This window comes from Eubacterium sp. OM08-24 (assembly GCF_003438075.1).
Classification (GTDB): domain Bacteria; phylum Bacillota; class Clostridia; order Oscillospirales; family Acutalibacteraceae; genus Ruminococcoides.
In genome coordinates, this window is record NZ_QSTA01000001.1 from 931752 (window position 1) to 954010 (window position 22259).

Here is a 22259-nt window from a genome sequence, read left to right on the forward strand (position 1 = left end):
TCCTTGATGGGGATTTTTTGCTTACGAATAAATAATAAAAATAAAAATTTTTCAAAAAGCGTCCTTTTAAGCACTCTCCCGTGGCTAACAGACAGAGGGCAACAATGCTCTCGGAAACGGAGGTACAATATATGAAACACAATCTTCAAATCAGTGTTTCGGACAAACCACAAAGAAACAGTATGGTATCCTGCAAAAACATCACCTTGCGAGAACGATTTTTGCGAATGCTGTTCGGCAGAAAACAGAAAATCACAATCCTTGTTCCAAGTGATTCTATTGAGGAACTCGCCATTACCAAGGTTAAAAAAGGAGGCAGTTATGAACAAAATAACAGCATTACTTGATGCGATTACCGAGGTAATCAAAAACATTGGCACACTTACAGAAAGTCTGCAGACTGTTTCAAATCTCTTGAATGAGATAAAGATTACTGAAATTTCGAAGAAGTCAACCGTACATACTTCTGAAAGCACAGGAAATTCAAAGGTGTATTCACTTGAAGATGTAAGGGGTGTTCTTGCTAAAAAAAGTCAAAGCGGACTCACTTCTGAGGTTAGAGAAATCATTGTAAAGTATGGTGGAAACAAACTGTCAGAAATTGACCCCTGTCATTACGAAGAAATCATCAAAGATGCGGAGGCACTTAAGAATGAGTAATCACGCTTTCCTCTCCCCTTCAAGTTCTCACAGATGGCTCAATTGTACACCAAGTGCCGTGCTTGAATCAAAGTTTGAGAACAAATCAACCAAAGCATCTGAAGAAGGCACAGTCGCCCATGCGTGGTGTGAGCATAAACTGAAAAACATATTATGCAGAAAAAGTGACGAGCCTGTCTCCCCTTACACAAACGATGAAATGCAGGAATACACCGACTTATATGTTGATTTTGTACTTGAACAATTCAATCTTGCAAAACAGAAATGTAAAGATCCTTTGATTCTTATTGAACAAAAGGTTGATTTTTCAGAATATGTACCAAATGGTTTTGGAACAGCCGACTGCATTATTGTTTCTGAAAGCAAAATACATATCATTGATTTCAAATATGGAATGGGAGTATTGGTTGATGCCTTTGATAACCCGCAGATGAAATGTTATGCTCTCGGTGCTTTAAAAATCTTTGACCGCCTATATGACATTAAAGATGTGTCAATGTCAATTTTTCAGCCACGCAGAGATAATGTCAGCACTTGGACTGTTTCTGCTGATGAGCTCAAAGGCTGGGCAGAAAATGTACTAAAGCCAAAAGCAGAATTAGCTGTTAAAGGTGAAGGTGATTACTGTGTCGGTGATTGGTGTACATTCTGCAAAGCATCAGTAAGATGCAGAGCAAGAGCCGAAAACAATCTGAAACTTGCACAGGAAGAATTCAGACTTCCCCCACTTCTTACTGATTCTGAAATTGAAAAGATTTTATCTGTTATCCCCAATCTCACGAAGTGGGCAAATGAAATAATGGCATATGCTACCGAATCAGCTGTCAATCACGGCAAGCATTGGAACGGTTTTAAAATTGTTGAAGGACGGTCTGTACGAAAGTATAAAGATGAAACCGCAGTGGCTAAAGCATTGGAAGATGCCGGCTACAAAGACATTTATCGCAAGAGTCTTATCACACTTACAGAAATGCAAAAGCTTTTAGGTAAGCAAAATTTCAACGAGATACTTGGAAATCTCATCATTAAACCAAAAGGCAAGCCTGCTCTTGTTCCCGAAACGGACAAAAGAGATGCTATGACAATCACAGATGTTAAAAACGAATTTAAAACGGAGGACTAATTATTATGGCTAATTCAAACAAAACAAAAGTTATCACAGGCAAAAACACAAGACTTTCATATTTTCACGGTTGGGAACCTGTTTCAATCAACGGCAGTCCTGAAAGATACAGCGTATCCGTACTTATTCCAAAAGATGATACTGAAACCGTTAATGCGATTAACAACGCTGTAAATACTGCAATTGAAGAAGGTATCGGTAAATTTGGTGGTAAAAAGCCAAACAAAGCATCACTTAAACTTCCTCTTCGTGACGGTGATACCGAGCGTAATGATGAGGCTTATGCAGGTCACTGGTTTATCAATGCAAACAGCAGAACCGCTCCACAGATTGTTGATAAGGCTGTAAAACCTATTCTTGACAGAGATGAGGTGTACAGCGGTTGTTATGCAAGAGTGTCTCTGAATTTTTACGCATTCAATTCAAATGGCAACAAAGGTATTGCCTGTGGTCTTGGCAACATTCAGAAAATAAAGGACGGCGAACCGCTTGGTGGCAGAAGTTCGGCTGCTGATGATTTCAGAACAGAAACAGATGATGATTTCTTATCCTAACATAATATGAGGTAAACGATATGAACGAATTTTATGAACTTGCAAAATTGTTTGATGTAGTTGTTATCTTCTGTTTCTTCTTAGGAATAGGTATGTACGGCATCATAAGCACCGTAACGGATTTAATTTTCCTTATTCACAAGACTTTTAGAAAGCACAGAATAGCGAGAAGGGCTAAGAAAAACAACTTAGATAATTAACAATTTTGGACGGTGGAGAGATACTCTCTGCCGTCCGTTTTTTATATATAAGGAAGTGAAAACATGAAATCAATCAGTATTGACATAGAAACATATTCAAGTGCTAATCTTCAGAAATCCGGTGTTTACCGTTATGCGGAAAGTGATGATTTTGAAATTCTGCTGTTTGGCTATTCTGTTGACGGCAGTGATGTCAAAGTCATTGACTTGTGTATGGGAGAAAAGATACCCGAGGATATTCTTGATGCACTGACCGATACTTCGGTTATCAAATGGGCATTCAACGCACAATTTGAGAGGGTATGCTTATCAAGGTATCTTAAAGATTTAGGTATAGATTTTGACGGCAAATATCTTAACCCGTCATCTTGGCATTGTACTCTTGTCTGGTCGGCAACACTTGGTCTTCCCCTTTCTCTTGAGGGTGTGGGTGCTGTATTAGGCCTTGAAAATCAAAAGCTGTCAGAGGGTAAAAATCTCATACGATATTTTTGTATTCCCTGTTCCCCTACAAAAATCAATAATGGCAGAACAAGAAATATGCCATATCACAATATAGAAAAGTGGAATAATTTCAAAGCATACAATATTCGTGATGTTGAAACTGAGATGAGTATTCAAAAGAAATTATCAAGATTTCCTGTAAGTGATTCAATATGGAACGAATACCACCTTGACCAAAATATAAATGACCGTGGCATTGGTGTAGATATGTTTTTAGTTGAAAACGCAATAGTTATTGATGAAATGGTTAAAAAGTCGCTTGTCAATGATATACAATCCCTTACCAATCTTGATAATCCAAATTCCGTTCAGCAAATGAAAAACTGGCTCTCCGAAAGCGGATTTGAAACCGAAAGTCTTAACAAAACATCAGTTTCAGAAATGCTGAAAACTGCACCGTATCATGTACACAAAGTGTTATCCCTCAGACAGCAACTAACAAAAAGCAGTGTTAAGAAATACACAGCAATGAAAAATGCCGTTTGTAAAGACAGCCGTGCAAGGGGAATGTTTCAGTTTTACGGTGCAAACAGAACAGGTCGATTTTCAGGCAGACTTGTGCAATTACAGAATTTACCGCAAAACCATATGAGTGATTTGGCAGATGCACGAAGTCTTGTAAAATGCGGAAATTATGATGCACTCAGTATTCTTTATGATGATATTCCGGACACACTTTCACAACTTATCCGCACCGCTTTTATTCCACAGCACAGTTGCAAATTCATAGTAGCCGATTTTTCTGCTATTGAGGCAAGGGTTCTTGCGTGGCTTGCAGGTGAGAAATGGAGAAACAAAGTTTTTAGTGAGGGCAAAGATATTTATTGCAGTAGTGCATCACAGATGTTTGGTGTTCCTGTTGAAAAGCATGGAATAAACGGGCATCTGCGACAAAAAGGCAAAATCGCCGAGCTTGCACTCGGATACGGCGGTTCTGTCGGGGCATTGAAAGCTATGGGTGCTATTCAGATGGGACTTTCAGAGGATGAACTTCAACCTCTAGTGTGTGCGTGGAGAAACTCTAATCCGTCAATTACTAAACTCTGGTGGGACATTGATAAATGTGTTAAAGAAACTGTTACCAAAAGGATACCGACTGAAACCAACGGCATATCTTTTACCTACGAAAGCGGATTTCTGTTCATCACTCTCCCCTCCGGCAGAAGACTTGCATATGTTAAGCCGAGAATCGGAATAAATAAATTTGGCGGTGAATCAGTTACCTATGAGGGCATTGGCAGTACGAAGAAATGGGAACGGCTTGAAAGCTACGGCCCTAAGTTCTGTGAAAATATCATTCAAGCCATTGCAAGAGATATATTATTATACGCAATGCAAACACTAAAAAATTACCGCATAATCGCTCATGTTCATGACGAGGTTATTATTGAATGCCAAAAAGATGTTTCCGTAAACACTATCTGCGAACAAATGAGCAGAACTCCGCCTTGGGCAAAAGGTCTTTTACTCCGTGCGGACGGTTATGAATGTCAATTTTATATGAAAGATTAAAAAGCGTCCTTTTTCACCTTCTGCTATGGCTATATGGTAGGAGGTGCTTTTTATGACAGACAATGAGAAAAAGCAAATTGAAAGCTACCGAAAGAACGGTTACGGATACAAACAGATTTCAAATCTCACAAACCTATCCGTTAATACAATAAAATCATACTGTAAAAGGAACAAGCTAATGAGTGCTGATTTGCAAAGCAATGATAATCACACTCTTTATTGCGAACAATGCGGAAAACCGGTTGAGCAAAACGAACACCGCAAACGCAAGAGATTTTGTTCAGACGCTTGCAGAAACAAGTGGTGGAACAATCATCTTGATTTAGTTAACAGAAAAGCAATTTATGAACTAACATGTCCTTATTGTAAAAAATCATTTACAGTTTACGGCAATGCAAAAAGAAAATTTTGCAGTCATAGTTGTTATGTCAAATACAGATACGGAGGAAAACAAAATGGATAAGCCTACATACGCAGAGCGTTACACCCTAACTGTCAAAGAAGCCGGATTATATTTTAACATTGGCATTAAAAAAATGAGAAAACTTGCCGAGGATAATCTCGGAATTTTTTCAGTTTTGAGCGGTAATCGCTATTTGATTATACGAACAAAATTTGAGGAATATCTGTGCAATAATTCTACGATATAGTTTCCTTTTATCTGCTGAAAGTAGTTGCTATTCTGAGAGTTTTACGGCAATATATGAGTACCAAACGAGGAGGTAAAAAATATGGATAAGCCATCATTGCAGGACAAAGATTTTTTGACGGTAATTGAAACAGCCGAATTATTTGGACTCAGCAGAAGAAAAATGTTCCGTCTTACAAGCCAAAGCGGTCTTCCCTTTATGGCTAAATACGGAACACGAAAGTTAATCATCAAAGATGAATTTATAAAATATCTTAATAAATCAGGAATGAAGGGAGAACTCAAAAATGGCGAGCCGAGGACAAAGACGAGATTCAAAGCATAGACTTTTGCACAACGGAGAATCAATAAGGGCAAACGGAAAATATCAATTCAAGTATTTAGTTGACGGCAAGCCAAAATTTGTATACAGCTGGCGACTTGTTCCGACAGATCCACAACCAATAGGCAAACAGCCTTGCCTGTCACTAAGAGAATTAGAAAAGCTGGTCGGTAAAGACGTTGACTCAAGACTTGACATAACCGGCAGAAATATCACCGTCAACGAGTTAATCTCCCGTTATCTCAAAACAAGGACAGGTGTAAGACACAACACACTTTCAAATTACAACTTTGTGCAAAACATTATGAGCAAAGAGGAATTTGGAAGTCGCAAAATCGGTGAAATCAAAACTTCCGATGCAAAGCTGTTTCTCATTAAATTACAGGAAGACGGAAGAAGCTCGAGTACAATAAAAACGGTGCGAGGTGTTTTAAGACCGGCATTTCAAATGGCAGTTGATGATGATATTCTAATGAAGAACCCTTTCGGTTTCCAATTACTCGGCATTATCATAAACACTGAACACACTCGACAGGCTCTGACAAAAGAGCAAATGAACAAGTTTTTGAAATTTGTTCGTTACGATAATGTTTACTACAAATACTATGATGTCTTCTACATTCTCTTTCACACTGGTTTGAGAATTTCAGAATTTTGTGGGTTGACGATAAATGACCTCGATATGAACAACAGAATCATCAATATTGACCACCAGTTGCAGAGAACCTCAAAAATGGAGTATGTAATTGAATCAACAAAAACAAATGCCGGCACAAGAAAACTACCTATGACGGAAGATGTTTACCAGGCCTTCAAAAGAATACTTGAGAACAGACCTACAAATCTTCCTGAAATTATGGTTGCAGGTCATTGCGGTTTTCTGTTCAGAGATTCAAAGGGAATGCCTGAAGTTGCAATGCATTGGGAGCATAGGTTTAATCACTCGGTCAAGAGATACAATGATATTTTCAGAGAGCAACTACCTAATATCACCCCTCACATTTGCAGACATACCTATTGTTCAAATATGGCAAAGGCAAGAATGAATCCGAAAACATTGCAGTACCTTATGGGGCATTCCGATATCGGTGTCACGATGAACACATATACCCATCTTGGACTTGATGATGCCAAGGACGAAATGATAAGGCTCGAAGAACTGGAACAAGCAAGAAAAGAAGTTGAAAAAACTCTCGGCACACAACCACTAAAACAGAATATGTTTAAGACGGTGTAAATTGTGCTGATTCATTGATATGATAATTATTTTGTACTATCATATTGTTGTATAAAGCTATATTTTCCGACATAGCAAAGCCTCCTATGAAAGTTTTTAACAACTACCATAGGAGGCTTATTTGTGGAGTAATTTTAAAGACTATTAGGTGTAGTTTTACTTCTTATTGTTTTTTCTACGCTTAAATACAAGGAATGTAAAAATTACAATTGCTGTAATTACCGCAACGCCTGCCACTATTCCAATTATAATCCATAATCTATAATTGCCTATAGCAAGGTGATGCACTTCTTTGATCACAGTATTATTACCTGCTCTGTCAAACAATGAAAGACCTACCGTATGACTGCCTTCATTTAAAATCAACTTGATCTGATTTTTCGATTTTGAATAGTGCAGACCCGGAACATCATTATTTTTGACATCACTTACTTTGTATGTTTTGCCATCTACATACGCTACTGTCTTTTCTTCATCAAGCACTTCACTTATATCATTAAATGAAATAGTTTGATTTCCTGAACCACTAAACCATCCCCAATCTGAGAAGTTTTCCGGAACAGTACAGGTTGGTTTAGTATTATCAATATACATCTCACCAAGATCTAAAATATTCTCGCCATTAACAACTCTCAAGTATAAACTTGTATCCGCATCAGCGGTATAGTTGTTGGCAAAATAACTACCTGGTAATGTATATCGGTAAACACTCGTGCCATACATTTCTTTATCAAAAAGACTCTTTGAATCAGATGTTATATTTGTATCCGTTGATTCATTAGTGTCCTTATCGACCAAACACACGCTGTTTTTTTGAGAATTGCTTGAAAAAACAACTATGCTCAAATCAGAAAAACTACTTGGTTGTTTACTTATAGGACCGTTTTCATCTTCAAAAGAATACCAACCCGTTTTATTTTTGCTATCGCTGTTTTCAATATAAGCAAGAACATCTGTATTTACCATTCGTGTATATGTATTTTCATTAAGTACACTTGGGTTTCCTGCTTTATCATAAGCAATCATTTTTACTGAATAGACTCCGTCTTTGTCAAAGTCCTGCAACTTGTAAATCATATGCGTAGCATCGGAATTATCGACAAATTCTCGAATAGTGTCTTTTGATTCCTCATATTTTATAGTGCCGATTTCTTTTTTATTAGTATAGCTAGGTACATATTTTTTCAAACTATACTCAATTCTGTCGATATTGGTATCCATAAATACAATATTTGGATTTTCATCTTTTCTGCGATTAAAATCATAAATATCACTAAACTTAGTACTACCAGATTCTACCATATCATTATTTCTTTCATACACAATAGGTGCAGTAAAATCAACTTCAAATATCGCCGTATGTGATGAAGAATTCGCATCAAAAACGCCCTTATTATTAGCGCGATCGACAGGATTCATATCAATTTTATATACACCATCTTCTGTAAAAGGAATAGTTATGGAATGATTATCACCTAATTTATTCCAAGAGGCCATTAACGGATATTCAGACCAACCACTATCTTCATGACTGCTTCCAGGTTCCTTATAGTAAACTTTAAGCTGCATATCTTCTTCAACAAAATTAGTTTCTACTACATTGATTGTTGCTGTTGCCTTATCTTTTTCCTTTATGTTAAAAAATACATTTTTATCATCAAAGGATCCGAAATCAGCAAAGTTGTCACTAATTGAAGGGTTTGTTCTGTCAATTACAAATTCAGGTTCACTAAAGGAATCACCCCTATTACCTGCCATATCAGCATATCTAATTGAAAATTCATACCTATTATCTTCAGAAAGTGTAAATGTACCAATGTGTGTTTGATTATCTGAAGTTACTGAGGGCAAATTATCTTGTCCCCAATCTATAGTTTGAACATTGCCGTTTACATTAACTTCCACATCTTTAGGATTAAAATTTCGTTCAGTAATTGTAACAGTTACAGTCTGTGCTGTATTATAGTAATTTCCATTAGAAGAATTCACATTACTTTTCACTGCAGTAATTTTGGGAACGGTAGTGTCTATACTGTATTTAACCCTTTTTACCTCTGAATTACCAGCATTGTCAGTTAATTTAACTGTTACTTCATTACCGTTTGTATTACTCTCAACTACTAAATTAAAATCAATAGATGTCAAAAGATTATGATCTGTCTTGATTGATTTATTGTTAATTACAATATCAGAAGAATTGCTAATATATTTACCGTCAGAATCAACTGAAATAATGCCGTTCTTATTATCATTAGAAACAGACCATTCAATTTTTGAAATACCTGAGTGAGTATCACTAACACTAACAACCAATGGAATACTGGTTTTATAAAGAGGCACACCATTTGCATCTTCTTTATCAGTATCATTAGTTGCCTTAATATCAATAGAAGATACTGATTTATGTAATGAATCGTCCTCAATCACGCTACCATCTGCACTAATCAGACCTGTTGTATGTTCAACATTATCTGTAACTTTGGCAGCTACAGTACCTTTAAAATTATTTGGAATAAGGATTTCAGCATATGTTCCTGTTGAATCGGTTTTTAGTGATGTTCCATCTGTAATTTCTGTTTTACTTGTGCCGTTTTTATCATTACTATTAAGATAAATTTCAACATTTTTAATTCCGGATGAAACTCCAGGGTCATTAACATATACTTTCAATGGTGTGGCTTTTTTAAAGAAATATCCATAATAATGTTTATAAAAGGGTTTATTATCATCCTGATTTCCAAATTTAAACATAGTAATCTCAGGATTATTTTTATCAATGTTGAATTCTAATACATCCAAATTTGAATTTTGAGCATTGTCGGTAGTATCAGCTGTAATTTTGTACAATCCCTCTTTATTTATATCATAGATATATTTTGCTTCTTGTTTATTAAATGACTCCTTGCCGAAATCAATATTATTAAATTGTGTTTCCGTATGATTAGAAAACGTTTCTGAATTGTTGAGGACATCTGTTTTGACACTCTCAAGACCTGAATTGTACTTATTCTCAGAAGCTATATCACTTGCTGTCACCTGATATTTTATATCGTTACCATACCATACTTTGCCGTTAATTATGTATTTCTCATAGTCTGTTAAAACATCAACCTTAATTTCAGGCGGGTTATTTTCAAGCATTAAATTAATTCCGCTTTCGTTGTTAAGTTCGCCCTCCTGTTTTAACGTTTTTATACTTTCAGTAGAAAAATAATAAATATTCGTATTACCAATTTGGTCAGTTACTGTAAAATATGGGGTGTCTGAATAATTAGGGGTTATAACAAATGTATATGTATTGCCAACTACTGATTTAGGTTTATAGATATCGCCCCAATTAAGAGTAACATCCTTAACTTTTGAAGAAAAAGAATTTTCGCTTTTACCATCATCATTAACTTTTATTGATATATTAATCTCTTTATTGCCAAATATACCAAATGACAAATAATTAAGAACAGACGGTTCCACTGTATATTTCGATTCACTTATTGATGGTGCTTCATTATCAACATAGAATACACCGTTATTAGAATTAAAATTAGTATTATCTTCGTCTAAGATTGCATCGTTACCTGCAATATCCTTTGCTTCAACACATATACGATAAGTACCGCTTTCTAAATCGCCAACATATAGGTCTTCTTCCGCCGATAATATCGGTTCATTTTGATGCGTAAGATTCTTAGGTGGTATATTTTTCACTTCGCTTTCCGTACCATCTTCACTAATCTTTTTGATACAAATATAGTAAGAAGCTAAACCGAACTTATTATCATTTTCTTGGTCTGAAATGGTAAAATGAAGGTTATTTTTGCCTATTCTGTCATCTTGCAAGCCAAAATAAAGACCTTTTTCACTCTGATTATTTTCGTCATTTTGACTAAGGTCAGTTTTATAATTTCCTGTAGCTGTTATTGAATACGAAGGAGCATCATTTTCTAATACAAGTGTAGCACCACTACTATCATCTGCATTAATTTCATCTAAAAATTCATCTGGTAGATTTTCACTATAATCATTTATAGTTTTAAAGTTATATTTTCTTTCATTTCCCAAGAAATCTTTTATTGTAATGTATGGTGTTCCCTTTCCGGAACTATCGAGACAAAATGTGTATGTATTTTCATCTACTGTTGCATCATAAGATTTATTATTCCAATAGAGCTTAACTTCATTTGGGTCAACACCGCAACCTTTATCATTAACATTAATTGAAATTTCCACACGAGGTACACCAAAGATTCCAAAAGTAACATAGTTAAGTAAGCCATTCTTAACTTCGTACTTCATTTCAACAATATTAGGTGCAGTAGTATCAACATAGTAGACTTTAATAAAAGTTTTTTTATTTCCGCTAAGGTCAGTAACAGTTACATTAATCTCATACTTACCATCTTTAGTAAACACCAATTCTTCGGTTGTTTCCTCCGTTGACGGAAGAATATGACTACCATCTTTTTTAACAATATTTTCTTTCTCTGCTTTGGTATCAATTTTGGCATCATCATTTTCTTTTACAGTAATAATATAGCTTGCAATGCCTATATCATCACTTAATTTAAATTTGATGTGTAACTTAGAAAAATAATATTCATCCTTTTCAGTTATAACCGGCGTTTCAGTTATAACCGGTGTGATATTAAAATCCCCGCTGTCAAAAGAATCATAGAAAAAGGTTTTGATTTTTCCATTCTCCTCAAGAATAAGGGTATCACTTTGATGGTTTACTTTATCAGAAGCTGTTACTGATATTGATTGTATAGCAAAATCGGTTAATTCAGTTAATTGTTTTTCATTTTTTAACCGGCTATATAATTCATCAAATGAAATATAATACCAATATTCTTCTTTTTTTATACCAGCCGGTGGAGTAAGTTTATTGTTTTCAACATTTAATTCATATTGATTATTATTTATCTTAATACTAAGTTTTACATTTTTAAGATTCTTTTCAATAATATTGAGTTTTAAATACGATTTATTACCAATATAAGTATATTCACTCTTTTCTTCTTCACCGTCATCATTAGTTTTTACATAAAACTCCCTGCTTTCAAGCTTTGTTTCTGTTTCATCAGAAATATTTACAACCTGAAAACCATTTATTTTGGGAATATCAGCATCGTCAATCTTTCCAGATGATACAGTTGTTTTATTTCCTAAATTGTCGCTTAACTCAATTTTAATACTGTGACTCTGCATTTCTGAATTTAAAGGAATTTTAAAATTAACTTTTTTATCCCCATCAAGCTCCATCTTCTCTACATAGACACCCTCGCTGTTATTATCTATAAAATAATGAATATCTTGAACACCTGAAAGATCAGTTATATCTTCGTCGGCAACAAGACAATAATCATTACCTATTTTTGTTTCTTTAATTTTAAAAGCTGAAGGGCCCTCAGTATCATACATAAAATGCACAGCTTCAACACTGTCATTGACAGGATTTGATTCACCAGGATATTTTGCCCAAAACTTTATATAATAAGAGCCTTGAGGCAAATTTTCCGATTCATCCCCATCCCACACACACGCATCAGAATCTGTATAATTACCCCAATCGTCAAGCTTATCCGTACTTGTCTTATAATATATTTCAGTACTGACAGGAGCAGTAATCTTAAGTTTATTTATATCATTAGTCCATTTATTTTCGTCATCCACCGTAACATTAAGTTCAGGTACAGAGAAATCATTAATTTCATCATCATCTAAAACTGATGATGATTCATTTCTTTCTGCTGCCAAAACCGTGCCTATGTTCATCAACATTGAACATATAACAATTACAATTGACAAAAATAATGCCGTAGATTTCTTTAATACACTCATTTTCTTTTACCTCTCTTTACTATAAAAGCATAATTATTGCCGTTGAAAACTGAATGAAGATAACTCAATAGTAATGCTAACGCAAGCATCATTATCGAAAATACATTATGCTGTCCTAATATTGCACTAAACAATAAGAATAAAACTATACTTAGTAGCCATACAATGTCACAAATAGTTGCATTCTTATTTTTCATAAAGCAAAAGATTCCGGGATATTTATGTATTTTATATTTTTCATTTTTTCTATATTTCCCTATTAAAAAAGTAAAAATTAATCCTATAATTAAACCACCCCAAAAAATTGTACTTATAATCAGTGGCTTTAAAGATTCTTTAATATTGTCTGCTAAAATAAGCATAACAGATACTGAAGACAACGCAAAACAAGCAATACTTATTGCTAAAAATATTTTATATACTTTTGTAGTCAATAAAAATCTCCTCCAAACCAATATGTATTCCTATTTATTATCCAAAGTTTTAGATAGAGCATTAAACGAAGTTCCCTTATTATATGAAACATTTACTATTCCTTTGCCTCCGGGGCGTCTGTATTTTCTAAGACTTAAAAAAACTCCGTAAAAAGCCGCACCTACCTGAACTGACAAAACTATCACAGCAAGAGTAATAAAGATGGGAGAATTATATCTAATATCCATTGAAACAATGATATCTTCTAATTTACCAATTGCAAACAAAAATATAATAGCAAGAGTCATTATCGAACCTGCAATCACAAAAGTAATATAAGCAGGTTTTCTTATGTATTTTCTAATCTTACTAAATTCTTCGTTTTTCCATCCCACTTTGATTCTATTAATTAGATTCATTACTCAACACTCCATTCACATTTCCAAAAGCACTTATATTATTAAGTGTTTGTTTAATTGTATTTTTTAATTCAGATAGTTTCATATCAGTTTCATATTCTGTCAATAATGTGTAATTTGAATCCGATTTAAGTTCTTGCTCGGCAATACTGTTTATTTGTTCATCATGATTTAAATCCTGTGCTAATCTACTGACCAGTCTGTTTAAGTTTTTATTATCAGTATTATCGACAAGCATATTATAACATTCCAACAAGTTTTGCCTTTTCTGTGCATTATAAATTTGAACAGCTATTTTATATCCGTCGCTACTACAATTTGGAAGCCCTGTAACTGTATTTTCAATACAAGAGCTCAACTCCTTTTGGTCAACTGACAATAACATCTGATCTACAGAATCATTTATAAATTTGGGATTATTCATTTGTGTAAGTAAATTAACCAAAACAACAGTTTCCGAATAATTTAGCGTATCGCCTTCCTTACTCAAAAATTCAAATACTTTGTTATAAATATTTTGTTTTTCCGATTCAATTGAAGATTTCATCTGTTCAGCAGCAGCATTCTCAAGCCACTCAATCTTGGTTGGGTTGTAATTTTCAATAATATTATCCATTTTACGCTCTGCAAAATAACTGCCTGTCATCTTTAAAAATCCACAAACAAGCAGAATAACGCAAAGCAAACCTGCCATAACACCAACTACACCAAATGAATTTCTAACCTTTATATTTTCTGATTTCATTATAGATGGAGCAGATTCTTTTGCGTTTATAATATCATCATGCAGAGTTTTATAATCATGGTAATACAATGGGCTCTCAAAAAAACCTTTTTCTCTTCTGCGGGTACATTTCTTAATTATATTTTCTAATTTTTCGTGATAATGAGCAGATGTTAATGATAAATCTCTATCACAATAAGCATCATCATTCATAATATTATGTCGGTAATAATCGTAAGAACCTCCTAAACTTTTATCTTTAGCAAATTCCGTATTACCTGTATATAACTCAAACACATTCAAGCATTCCCAAAAAGTAGCTCCAAAAGAAAAAATATCACTTTCTATACTCATTCTGCCCTTTTCAAAATTATCATCATTAAAAGGAAACACAGAACCGTTTGATGCGTTCACATAACATTCAGGAGCAGCATATCCCAATGTACCATACTGATACATACGGGTTATACTTTGCTCTTTATTATAATCAGCTTCGCCAAGATTGCTTTTGACCGACTTTGTTTCTATATCAATATGTTCAGAACGACCAAAATCAATTAAAACAAGTTCCTTGCCATAACGCGTAACCATAATATTATCCGGTTTAATATCAAGGTGTAAAATATGCTTTTGATCCGTAATATATTCCAAGATATCACAAAGATTTAACATAAAGTCAAACATATCACTTTGATAACGAATCAATTCTTCGTAATCGTTGCTGTAACTTTTGAGCATTCTAAGCTTCTTGTCATTTGAAAACTGATGAAAAGAAATTTTCTTTTTTAAATTATTACCAACATCAACTGTTTCAGTAAGTTTCCAATAATAATCTCGACAGTATTCTTCAAGCGACCAACCGTCAACATACTCTTCAACAACGCAAAAAAACTTTTCACGGTTAATAGAAATAGACTTCCTGCCTTCTTCAACATGTGTATCCGTTAGTGAAAAATCGCCTAAGTCTTCTATGACATCGAAAATTCTAACAACCGAACGGCAATCCTGGAGTTCATCAAAAATTTTTAAATCATGTGTTCTAAATCGGTCATACACATTAACAACCCTACTTACACCACCCTCAGCTCCAATCAGGAGGGATTTATACTTAAATTTAAGCACACAAGACAACACTATATCTCCGGAATGTGAAATTTTAAGTCCTTTGTAAACAATACTTTCAGTACCTGTAGCAATATAACCATCAGATGACAGCCCGTATGATGTATCTATTATGTAATTAAATTCAGAACCTTTAATAATACCTTTAGTCATCATTTTCTTCCTCATTAAATTCCATTATTACTTTGTTAAATATGGTATCAGGGTCATTTGAATCTAATTTTTTAAGAAAGACATTATTTGATGTTGAATTCGTTTGGCTACAGGCAAACTGAGCATCTGTAAGATCAACCATTTTACTCCTCCGTTCCGGAATTAGGATTTCTATTAAATTCTCCCAATTCATCATCAACCTGACTATATGAATCTCTAATATCTTTTACGGCACTTTCATTTATTGCTTTAAGAACATCTTCAACACTGCCGATTTTTTCTAAAATATGAGCTGTTTCAGTACTATAAGCATCTGCTCCTACACCTTTCCAAGAAGCAAGTAATTCCTTATTTATCCTGTTAAACTCGTTTTTTATAGTGGCAAATTCTGTAATAACCTCAGCACTTTGCTTTTCAAAGTTTGCAATTTTCGTAGTATCTGCTGAAACAAATTTACCGCTTGAATTATTGTCAGACATAATAATCTCCTTACTCAGTTTTTATAAACTTTGCTTTTTTTAATAAATCAGCTTCGACATTATAGAAATAGCCGTCACCAATTTCACATTTTGCATATTCTTCTTTTAGATTCTTTTGATCCATATCACCAAATACAGTTTTAGACCCACGCTCGCTTGCAAATTCTGCGATATTGTCAAGCAGGAAAACTGTTTTTAAGGTACTGTTAAACAATGCATTTACCTCTGCATCTGTTATTTTCTTTACATCTGTAAAAATAAAAATATAATCATTCTCATCTGCAACGTCTATTAATTCCTGCAAAAAATAATGTATAAAATCAGAATTCATCTTTGTATTAAGATAAATTGATTTACTTTGTATTACAAACACAGTTGGTGTTCCGTCTGCTTTATCTGCACCTCTAGGTAAATCCTCTACCGTAAAATCAATATCATCAATTCCATAAATCTGATAAAGTAAATCATTATCATAATCGTTGTACAGACTCATATATTTTTCATGCAATATTTTATAAAACTGTTGCATAGGCGAAAGCTTTCTCTTTTTCATTCTGCCATTAACAAAGTTTATAGAAATTTGCTCATACTCAGAAATATAATCACAGTCAAATGTTTCAGAAAACTCATCATAAAAAACTTTTAATTGCTTTCTGCCGTCATCAAAAAAGACAAACCTTGAATTTTTCTTATTGTTTTTCAGATTTTGCAACAACAATCTAAGAAGATTTGTTTTACCAAATTCTTTTTTACCATAAATTGCAACCACTCTTGAATCTAAAAAATCAACATTTATTGGTTTAAACTCTACATAGTCCAACCCAACTTCAACATTATTAGATGACAAAACCCTATCTGTAGCATCCGGAGGTTGTCTTAAATTAACAAAATCCTCAAAAAGAAGTTCCTGTGGAAATGTTTTGTATTTTTGAACCTGTTTTCTATATTCAAATGAAGATTCATCATAAGCAAATTTTTCTTTTAACTTTCTCATAAAAACCGAATCTTCATCATTTATGTCAGAACACTTTAATATCTGAACTTCATAAGGTGCATTTAGATTAAAAGTACCTATAATATCATCAGGTCTTTCAGTTACATTCGCATATCCTCTTCCTTGTATGTTACCAAGGCTTTCAACTTTAGAACCAAATATTTCTGAACATTTATCAGGAGCAAAATTTAATGCTATTTTCTGTTCAAATGAAAGCAGATAGTTTGAAATTCCTTTCGTGTCTGAAGCAGTAAAAACTACCGAAATACCACGAGATCTACCATCACGACAAATTCTGCCAAATTTCTCGTGATATGCAGAATATCTGTTTTCACCGATAAAAGCATTTAAATTATCAATAATAAATGTTGTATGTGGTAAATTATCTTTTCTTCCGACACTAAAATTATAGCTTCCAAGATTTTTAATGTTTTTCTTTAAAATTGATTCTAGAATAACAAAAACACGCTTTACATATTCTTCACTGGTATTATCAAAATAAGCTGAAACCAGTGGCATATCTTTGTAATCTCTTAATGCTCCTCCGAAATCAAGAATAAATATCTGCTCATTATATATATTGCTTCTTTTATGAAGACAGTTGATTAACAACTTTAAAAAATTGGTTTTGCCTGACATAGCTGAACCAAAAACTGCAATATTTGAATTAACGAGATCAACTTTAAAATTCGATTGTTTTTGCTTATTTGGTATATCATATCTGCCCAAAGAGCACATTTCAAATCCATTATTCAAAGTCTATCACACCTCATTCCATTCATTAAATTCATCGTTGTCATCCGAAAGTAAAACAGGTAAAGGTTCAAGAAATATCTTTTCCGGTACATCGTATTTATTCGTACCATTCGATGTCTTTTGACTTGTTATTTCAATGATTTTCTCAACAACATACTCTAATTGCGTAATACCAAAGCTAAGTTTTTTATTTTTTGCTTTAAGCACTTCATTATGTTTTGTTGAATCATAAAAGTCACTAATAAATTCACCTGTATTTGTTACATAAGTCATCTTTGTAGCCGGTTTTATGTCTGTATTTTTATTTGCGCCCGTATAAGCAGACTGGAAATACTCATATCTGCTGCCTGTTCCAACTAAAATATATGCCCTACCATGTCCGGGCATAGTTGCAGCCGCTGCATCTGTAGTACCCAACATTTCTTTTGATGCCTGCTTAGTTGCTACTTTTAGACATATCTTTGATTTTGTATTTACACGAATATCATCATTTATAGCACCCTCAATGTTCTGTGACACCAATATAATATGTAATCCAAGTGTTCTGCCAATTCGTGCAATAGTAGTAATTTCGGCAATAAAATCTATATCATTAGATTCACTTGAAAATCTTTTCAATTCGGTAAATTCATCGACAACCAGTATAAGATGTGAAAGTGGTTTTAGTTTGCTTATGTCACCGTCAATATATCTGATTTGCTTTTCTTTTTTACCATCACGAATTTCTTGTATCAATTCTTCATACTTTGATCTTTCGTTTGGATTGGATTTCAATTCATGAATTTTCTTTATTTTTCTATAAGTACGGATATATGCGTCCGCATTATCAACATCAAGATCTGAAAGTATTATTTGACGATTTTTCACTTCGGCATTAAGCGATTCCAAAAATCGTTTAAGCATATACACTGCAGAAATTCCTTGGCTTTCGCCTGCAGTATTCGTAACCGTGCCCACACAATGAGGTAATTTACCCAAGCGTTCAGAAAATCCTCCACCCTTCATATCAACAAGCATTAGATTGAGATCGGATGGAGAATACTTTACACAAAGTCCGATAAGATATGTAATTATTGTTTCAGATTTACCGGAACCTGTCGTACCGGCGACAAGCATATGTGGACCATCAGCATTTTCATGAAGATCCAGATAAGTTATCCCATGTTCATTTTTACCGACAGCAACCTTCATATTACGAGTAACATCATTATTTTGAACATCAGACCAGTTTTTACATATTATATTTGTTAATTCATCTGTCAGTATTTGCTCATTATTTAATTTATAAATATCTTCAAATAATTCAAAAAGAGTTACTAATGAAGGAACTTTACCGTTTTCAGCTATTCTAGTATAGTAAATAGAACTTAATCGTCTGAAAGCAATGTCAAATTCTGAATTTGGATGTTCCTTTGTTCCGTTATTAAATATGTAATCATTTGTAAAATTTGTATATTCAATTATGTCATCAGTTGTGGTTGATGAATCTTTACCACGAGCTAATTTACTAAGAGTTTCGTGGCTTAAAAGATTATACCTGTTGCTTATACGATGAATAGTTTCATCAAGTTCAACAATACTGCCACAATATTTTGGCAGCATACCTTTTTCTTTTTGAATAAACACAAATGTTAAGCCTAAAGAATTTTCATAGTTTTCTCCTTCTTTAGGTGCTTCAGGAATATATTTTGAAAAAGCTTTTTCCTTAATATCATAATCATCTAACACAAAACAAATAATCTGTGTTACTTTTTCAGACAAAGAATTACTGTCCGGCTCATCTGAACTATTGGATTTTACTCGTTCCGAAATTATACTTTGTAACTGGCTATACACTTCGCCTGCACTTTTTTCATCGAACACAAATTGAGATAAACCATCAAATAATTCATTAGCGTGCGGAAGAAACATATAGTCGTTTATTATGTCACTCTGTTTCTCGATATCTTTTTCTTTATTAAAAAAGAATACCAACTGAACATCCTCGGGAGAATGGTAAAAAGAAAGTTCAAAAGCTAAATGTCTGATGAAATTCAACGACACATCATCATTTTTAGAAATTACGCCCAATGTACCGATATTTTTGAGATCGACAAGTAAAGGTGGTTTTTCTGCTTTTGCCGATGAATCTCTTAAAAATTTAAATCCTGTAATTTCTTTTTCTCCATTTTCTCCTATAGTTTCCTGTGTGGTTGAAAATATATAAGGTAACTCTGTAAGGAGAAATTGATTTTTCATTTCTTCTGTTGTTTGTTGATATCCTTTTTTATTTTTATGTTTCGGTGGTATTTCGATTGTAATATAGGGACACTCATCTTTACCTTTCTTGGGCGGATGGAGCTTATAACGCACATCATAAAATATGTCATCTTTTTGCTCTGCTTTAATTTGAAATGATGGCTTTATTTCATCCGATTCACCAAGCGTTACTCTCATAAAGTCATTGTCATTTTGTGAACGTGCAAAAATTGCAGTAGAAATCTCACCTGTTTGATTAAATAATGTACACATTCTGGGATAAGCTTTATTCAGATAAACAATTTCATCCTTTTGCCATTTTACAATTTTCTTTTTAATTATAGTTTCATTAATATAATTTTCATATTTTTCTTTCCATTCACTAACAGACTGTTTATAATCTTTTGATTGTTTTCTTCGATTATAAAGAGAAGTCACCGCTGACATAAACGGCATTGCAATAGTCATTGCCAACATAGAATCATTAAGCCCTGAATTGCTTGAAAACTGACTGATAAAAAAGCGTATGCCAACCATTCCTAAACCGGTAATTAATGGCGGAGCAATAGTATCTAATAAACTACCCTTAGCCTTTGTAGGCATGTCACCTGCCGGAAGAATATCTATTACTGTAGGTTCAATTACATTAAGCCTTCTGGTACTTATGTTATATTCCAAAGTATTATTATCACGGAGTATATATGTTTTCTCTCTGTCGCCCTTATCAAACAGCTGTGGTACATTTGTAACCATATCATTATCAGTAATAAAAAACTCACTTGATGTAACAATTCCAAGGCTACTCAATGACAAATCGTAATTGTTTTTGACCTTCTTTTGTTGATCAAGTACATCCATTGATTGTTCTGTAATATCGACTTTAGAGTATTCCCCCATGATAGTGTAAAGAATCAACAACTCACAATGAGTTTTGATATATTGTTCAAATGCCTGAAAACAATCCTGTATGCTAAGAGTTGTATCGGCGTCTATACTTTCATCCGGATTAAAATTTTTAAGACCGTAATATACGCCTTGAATAAATTCTTTTAAAGTAATATCTTTTACTACAAGAAAAGACAATGTTCGCACTCTATTTTTTATATTAAATTTTACAGAAACTAAAATTTCATTGTTTTTCATATCATTTACCCTATGCCCTGTGAATAGAATTTTTATATTCAAAATTTATTTTAGGCGGATTAACTACTACACCATGCGAAAGTTCTATTTTTGGCTCACTAATACTAAAACTTATTGTAGGTGAGTCAATACTTTTAACCTTAACTTGATTTAATTTTTCAGAAGTGGTACATTTTCCAACAATTTTCGCTGTTTTTGGTATAACTACACTACTTAATATAACTTTTGACATTTCAGGCTTTTCAAATTCATTAACATTATTCTCAATATAAGTAGTTTTTGGCTTAGTTATATTAACCGGTTTTAATTTATAATTTTCAACTTTAGATGTAGGTATAATTACCTCCGACGAATTTATCTCAATATTAATAGGTTTTCTATTTAAAGATACTTTGGGAAAGTTTATCCCACTTTTTGGTAAATCAGTCATCTTATAAGTTTTAATACTTTTTTTAGTAAGATAAGATTTACTAACATGGATATATGGTAATACTTGTAATTTCATTGGAACAAAATCAGTGTTAATTTCATCCGGTACATTTGTAACAACCAAAGGTAATTTCTTAGTTATATTATTTTGAATTTTTACTGATGGTATCTGTGCCGTTGCTACGGAAACACCATTTGTTTTAATTAACTCTAATTTACCAATCTGAACATTTTTCAAAGATGGAGTAGCTACATAAGATTTTTTTAAATTCAACTGTACATCTGAAAATTCACAGTTTATGTTCTTTGGATTAATGCTAACTACTTTATTGGGCATTGAAACATAAAATCTATTGATTTTTTTATTAGTAAATTTTAATCCGACATTTGGTATATCAGGTAATGTAACACTATGCTTGTTTACAAAATCAACTTTTTTATATTTGGAAAGTGTTTTATTCACACAATTAGTTGCATTTAAAATATTACTGCTAAACTCAGAAATATCAGTTTCAAATACTCCAAACCTCTTGTTATAATTTTGAGGAATCAAAAAATTTTTCATATATCTTTTTTTGATTTTGAAACGTGGTACTTTCACTTTTCTCTGTCTTTCAAGACGGTTGACAAAAGCTTCACGTTCTTGATATTCAGCATACAACTGTTCGTAATTTTTTCTTTCTGCTGAAGTTAATTTCTGAATTTCGTCCTGCGATAGAATTTTAAATGCCACCAAAATCACATCCCTTACATAACAAATGCGGCTCTATTTGTAATTTAACAAACAGA

At 33.3% G+C, this 22259-nt stretch carries 19 protein-coding genes; 10 read left to right on the forward strand and 9 right to left on the reverse strand.

The annotated features are described in order from the left end of the window. The first annotated feature begins 131 nt into the window (after positions 1 to 131). The 10 genes from DXC23_RS04675 to DXC23_RS04720 all read left to right on the forward strand — a co-directional run bounded on the left by DXC23_RS04675 (position 132) and on the right by DXC23_RS04720 (position 6761). On the forward strand, positions 132 to 347 hold the full coding sequence (locus tag DXC23_RS04675) for a hypothetical protein (protein ID WP_117704984.1): 216 nt from the start codon (positions 132 to 134) through the stop codon (positions 345 to 347). Then, positions 322 to 660 carry an rRNA biogenesis protein rrp5 gene (locus DXC23_RS04680; protein WP_117704985.1) on the forward strand — a complete coding sequence of 113 codons (339 nt, stop codon included), beginning with the start codon at positions 322 to 324 and terminating at the stop codon, positions 658 to 660. Before DXC23_RS04675 ends, DXC23_RS04680 begins: the two co-directional genes overlap by 26 nt. Then, a complete protein-coding gene (locus tag DXC23_RS04685; protein ID WP_117704986.1) occupies positions 653 to 1783 on the forward strand; it encodes a DUF2800 domain-containing protein in 1131 nt (376 codons plus the stop codon). The genes DXC23_RS04680 and DXC23_RS04685 overlap by 8 nt, the downstream gene beginning before the upstream one ends. 5 nt (positions 1784 to 1788) lie before the next feature. After that, on the forward strand, positions 1789 to 2337 hold the full coding sequence (locus tag DXC23_RS04690) for a DUF2815 family protein (protein ID WP_117704987.1): 549 nt from the start codon (positions 1789 to 1791) through the stop codon (positions 2335 to 2337). 20 nt (positions 2338 to 2357) lie between these two features. Next, positions 2358 to 2537 carry a hypothetical protein gene (locus DXC23_RS04695; RefSeq protein WP_022233895.1) on the forward strand — a complete coding sequence of 60 codons (180 nt, stop codon included), beginning with the start codon at positions 2358 to 2360 and terminating at the stop codon, positions 2535 to 2537. A 63-nt stretch (positions 2538 to 2600) separates the two neighbouring features. Then, positions 2601 to 4553: a DNA polymerase gene (locus DXC23_RS04700; RefSeq protein WP_117704988.1), complete on the forward strand. Its 1953-nt coding sequence runs from the start codon at positions 2601 to 2603 to the stop codon at positions 4551 to 4553. A 52-nt stretch (positions 4554 to 4605) separates the two neighbouring features. Next, positions 4606 to 5016: a hypothetical protein gene (locus tag DXC23_RS04705; RefSeq protein ID WP_022233897.1), complete on the forward strand. Its 411-nt coding sequence runs from the start codon at positions 4606 to 4608 to the stop codon at positions 5014 to 5016. Beyond that, positions 5009 to 5203: an excisionase gene (locus DXC23_RS04710; protein ID WP_022233898.1), complete on the forward strand. Its 195-nt coding sequence runs from the start codon at positions 5009 to 5011 to the stop codon at positions 5201 to 5203. The genes DXC23_RS04705 and DXC23_RS04710 overlap by 8 nt, the downstream gene beginning before the upstream one ends. A gap of 81 nt (positions 5204 to 5284) precedes the next feature. Further along, positions 5285 to 5527, forward strand: a complete 243-nt coding sequence (locus tag DXC23_RS04715) for a helix-turn-helix domain-containing protein (protein ID WP_022233899.1) — start codon at positions 5285 to 5287, stop codon at positions 5525 to 5527. Next, entirely contained in the window at positions 5490 to 6761 is a 1272-nt protein-coding gene (locus DXC23_RS04720) for a site-specific integrase (RefSeq protein WP_117704990.1), read from the forward strand. Before DXC23_RS04715 ends, DXC23_RS04720 begins: the two co-directional genes overlap by 38 nt. A 156-nt stretch (positions 6762 to 6917) precedes the next feature. Here the strand turns inward: DXC23_RS04720 and DXC23_RS04725 are convergent, their stop codons facing one another. The 9 genes from DXC23_RS04725 to DXC23_RS04760 are packed head-to-tail and all read right to left on the reverse strand — an operon-like array spanning position 6918 to position 22203. Then, on the reverse strand, positions 6918 to 12599 hold the full coding sequence (locus DXC23_RS04725) for a hypothetical protein (RefSeq protein WP_117704991.1): 5682 nt from the start codon (positions 12597 to 12599) through the stop codon (positions 6918 to 6920). Beyond that, entirely contained in the window at positions 12596 to 13033 is a 438-nt protein-coding gene (locus tag DXC23_RS04730; protein WP_117704992.1) for a hypothetical protein, read from the reverse strand. Before DXC23_RS04730 ends, DXC23_RS04725 begins: the two co-directional genes overlap by 4 nt. Positions 13034 to 13063: 30 nt before the next feature. After that, positions 13064 to 13432, reverse strand: coding sequence for a hypothetical protein (locus tag DXC23_RS04735; RefSeq protein WP_117704993.1), 369 nt, complete (start codon positions 13430 to 13432; stop codon positions 13064 to 13066). Continuing rightward, positions 13419 to 15434, reverse strand: a complete 2016-nt coding sequence (locus DXC23_RS04740) for a protein kinase (protein WP_158552435.1) — start codon at positions 15432 to 15434, stop codon at positions 13419 to 13421. The genes DXC23_RS04735 and DXC23_RS04740 overlap by 14 nt, the downstream gene beginning before the upstream one ends. Next, positions 15424 to 15573 carry a hypothetical protein gene (locus DXC23_RS12405; RefSeq protein WP_158552436.1) on the reverse strand — a complete coding sequence of 50 codons (150 nt, stop codon included), beginning with the start codon at positions 15571 to 15573 and terminating at the stop codon, positions 15424 to 15426. The genes DXC23_RS04740 and DXC23_RS12405 overlap by 11 nt, the downstream gene beginning before the upstream one ends. Before the next feature lies 1 nt (position 15574). Beyond that, positions 15575 to 15910: a hypothetical protein gene (locus tag DXC23_RS04745; RefSeq protein WP_117704995.1), complete on the reverse strand. Its 336-nt coding sequence runs from the start codon at positions 15908 to 15910 to the stop codon at positions 15575 to 15577. 10 nt (positions 15911 to 15920) lie between these two features. Beyond that, positions 15921 to 17660 (reverse strand): FtsK/SpoIIIE domain-containing protein, encoded by a 1740-nt coding sequence (locus tag DXC23_RS04750; protein WP_242997402.1) that lies wholly within the window; start codon positions 17658 to 17660, stop codon positions 15921 to 15923. Between the two features lie 6 nt (positions 17661 to 17666). Continuing rightward, positions 17667 to 21041 (reverse strand): FtsK/SpoIIIE domain-containing protein, encoded by a 3375-nt coding sequence (locus DXC23_RS04755; protein WP_117704996.1) that lies wholly within the window; start codon positions 21039 to 21041, stop codon positions 17667 to 17669. A 10-nt stretch (positions 21042 to 21051) separates the two neighbouring features. Further along, on the reverse strand, positions 21052 to 22203 hold the full coding sequence (locus DXC23_RS04760) for a hypothetical protein (protein ID WP_117704997.1): 1152 nt from the start codon (positions 22201 to 22203) through the stop codon (positions 21052 to 21054). Positions 22204 to 22259: the final 56 nt, after the last annotated feature.

What these genes read in the sequence shown, in the direction of transcription:
- DXC23_RS04755 (WP_117704996.1), bottom strand. Translation starts at nt 21,041, where the DNA reads ATGAAAAACAATGAAATTTTAGTTTCTGTAAAATTTAATATAAAAAAT.
- DXC23_RS04675 (WP_117704984.1), top strand. Translation starts at nt 132, where the DNA reads ATGAAACACAATCTTCAAATCAGTGTTTCGGACAAACCACAAAGAAAC.
- DXC23_RS04695 (WP_022233895.1), top strand. Translation starts at nt 2,358, where the DNA reads ATGAACGAATTTTATGAACTTGCAAAATTGTTTGATGTAGTTGTTATC.
- DXC23_RS04705 (WP_022233897.1), top strand. Translation starts at nt 4,606, where the DNA reads ATGACAGACAATGAGAAAAAGCAAATTGAAAGCTACCGAAAGAACGGT.
- DXC23_RS12405 (WP_158552436.1), bottom strand. Translation starts at nt 15,573, where the DNA reads ATGGTTGATCTTACAGATGCTCAGTTTGCCTGTAGCCAAACGAATTCA.
- DXC23_RS04740 (WP_158552435.1), bottom strand. Translation starts at nt 15,434, where the DNA reads ATGATGACTAAAGGTATTATTAAAGGTTCTGAATTTAATTACATAATA.
- DXC23_RS04690 (WP_117704987.1), top strand. Translation starts at nt 1,789, where the DNA reads ATGGCTAATTCAAACAAAACAAAAGTTATCACAGGCAAAAACACAAGA.
- DXC23_RS04715 (WP_022233899.1), top strand. Translation starts at nt 5,285, where the DNA reads ATGGATAAGCCATCATTGCAGGACAAAGATTTTTTGACGGTAATTGAA.
- DXC23_RS04685 (WP_117704986.1), top strand. Translation starts at nt 653, where the DNA reads ATGAGTAATCACGCTTTCCTCTCCCCTTCAAGTTCTCACAGATGGCTC.
- DXC23_RS04720 (WP_117704990.1), top strand. Translation starts at nt 5,490, where the DNA reads ATGGCGAGCCGAGGACAAAGACGAGATTCAAAGCATAGACTTTTGCAC.
- DXC23_RS04735 (WP_117704993.1), bottom strand. Translation starts at nt 13,432, where the DNA reads ATGAATCTAATTAATAGAATCAAAGTGGGATGGAAAAACGAAGAATTT.
- DXC23_RS04745 (WP_117704995.1), bottom strand. Translation starts at nt 15,910, where the DNA reads ATGTCTGACAATAATTCAAGCGGTAAATTTGTTTCAGCAGATACTACG.
- DXC23_RS04680 (WP_117704985.1), top strand. Translation starts at nt 322, where the DNA reads ATGAACAAAATAACAGCATTACTTGATGCGATTACCGAGGTAATCAAA.
- DXC23_RS04725 (WP_117704991.1), bottom strand. Translation starts at nt 12,599, where the DNA reads ATGAGTGTATTAAAGAAATCTACGGCATTATTTTTGTCAATTGTAATT.
- DXC23_RS04710 (WP_022233898.1), top strand. Translation starts at nt 5,009, where the DNA reads ATGGATAAGCCTACATACGCAGAGCGTTACACCCTAACTGTCAAAGAA.
- DXC23_RS04700 (WP_117704988.1), top strand. Translation starts at nt 2,601, where the DNA reads ATGAAATCAATCAGTATTGACATAGAAACATATTCAAGTGCTAATCTT.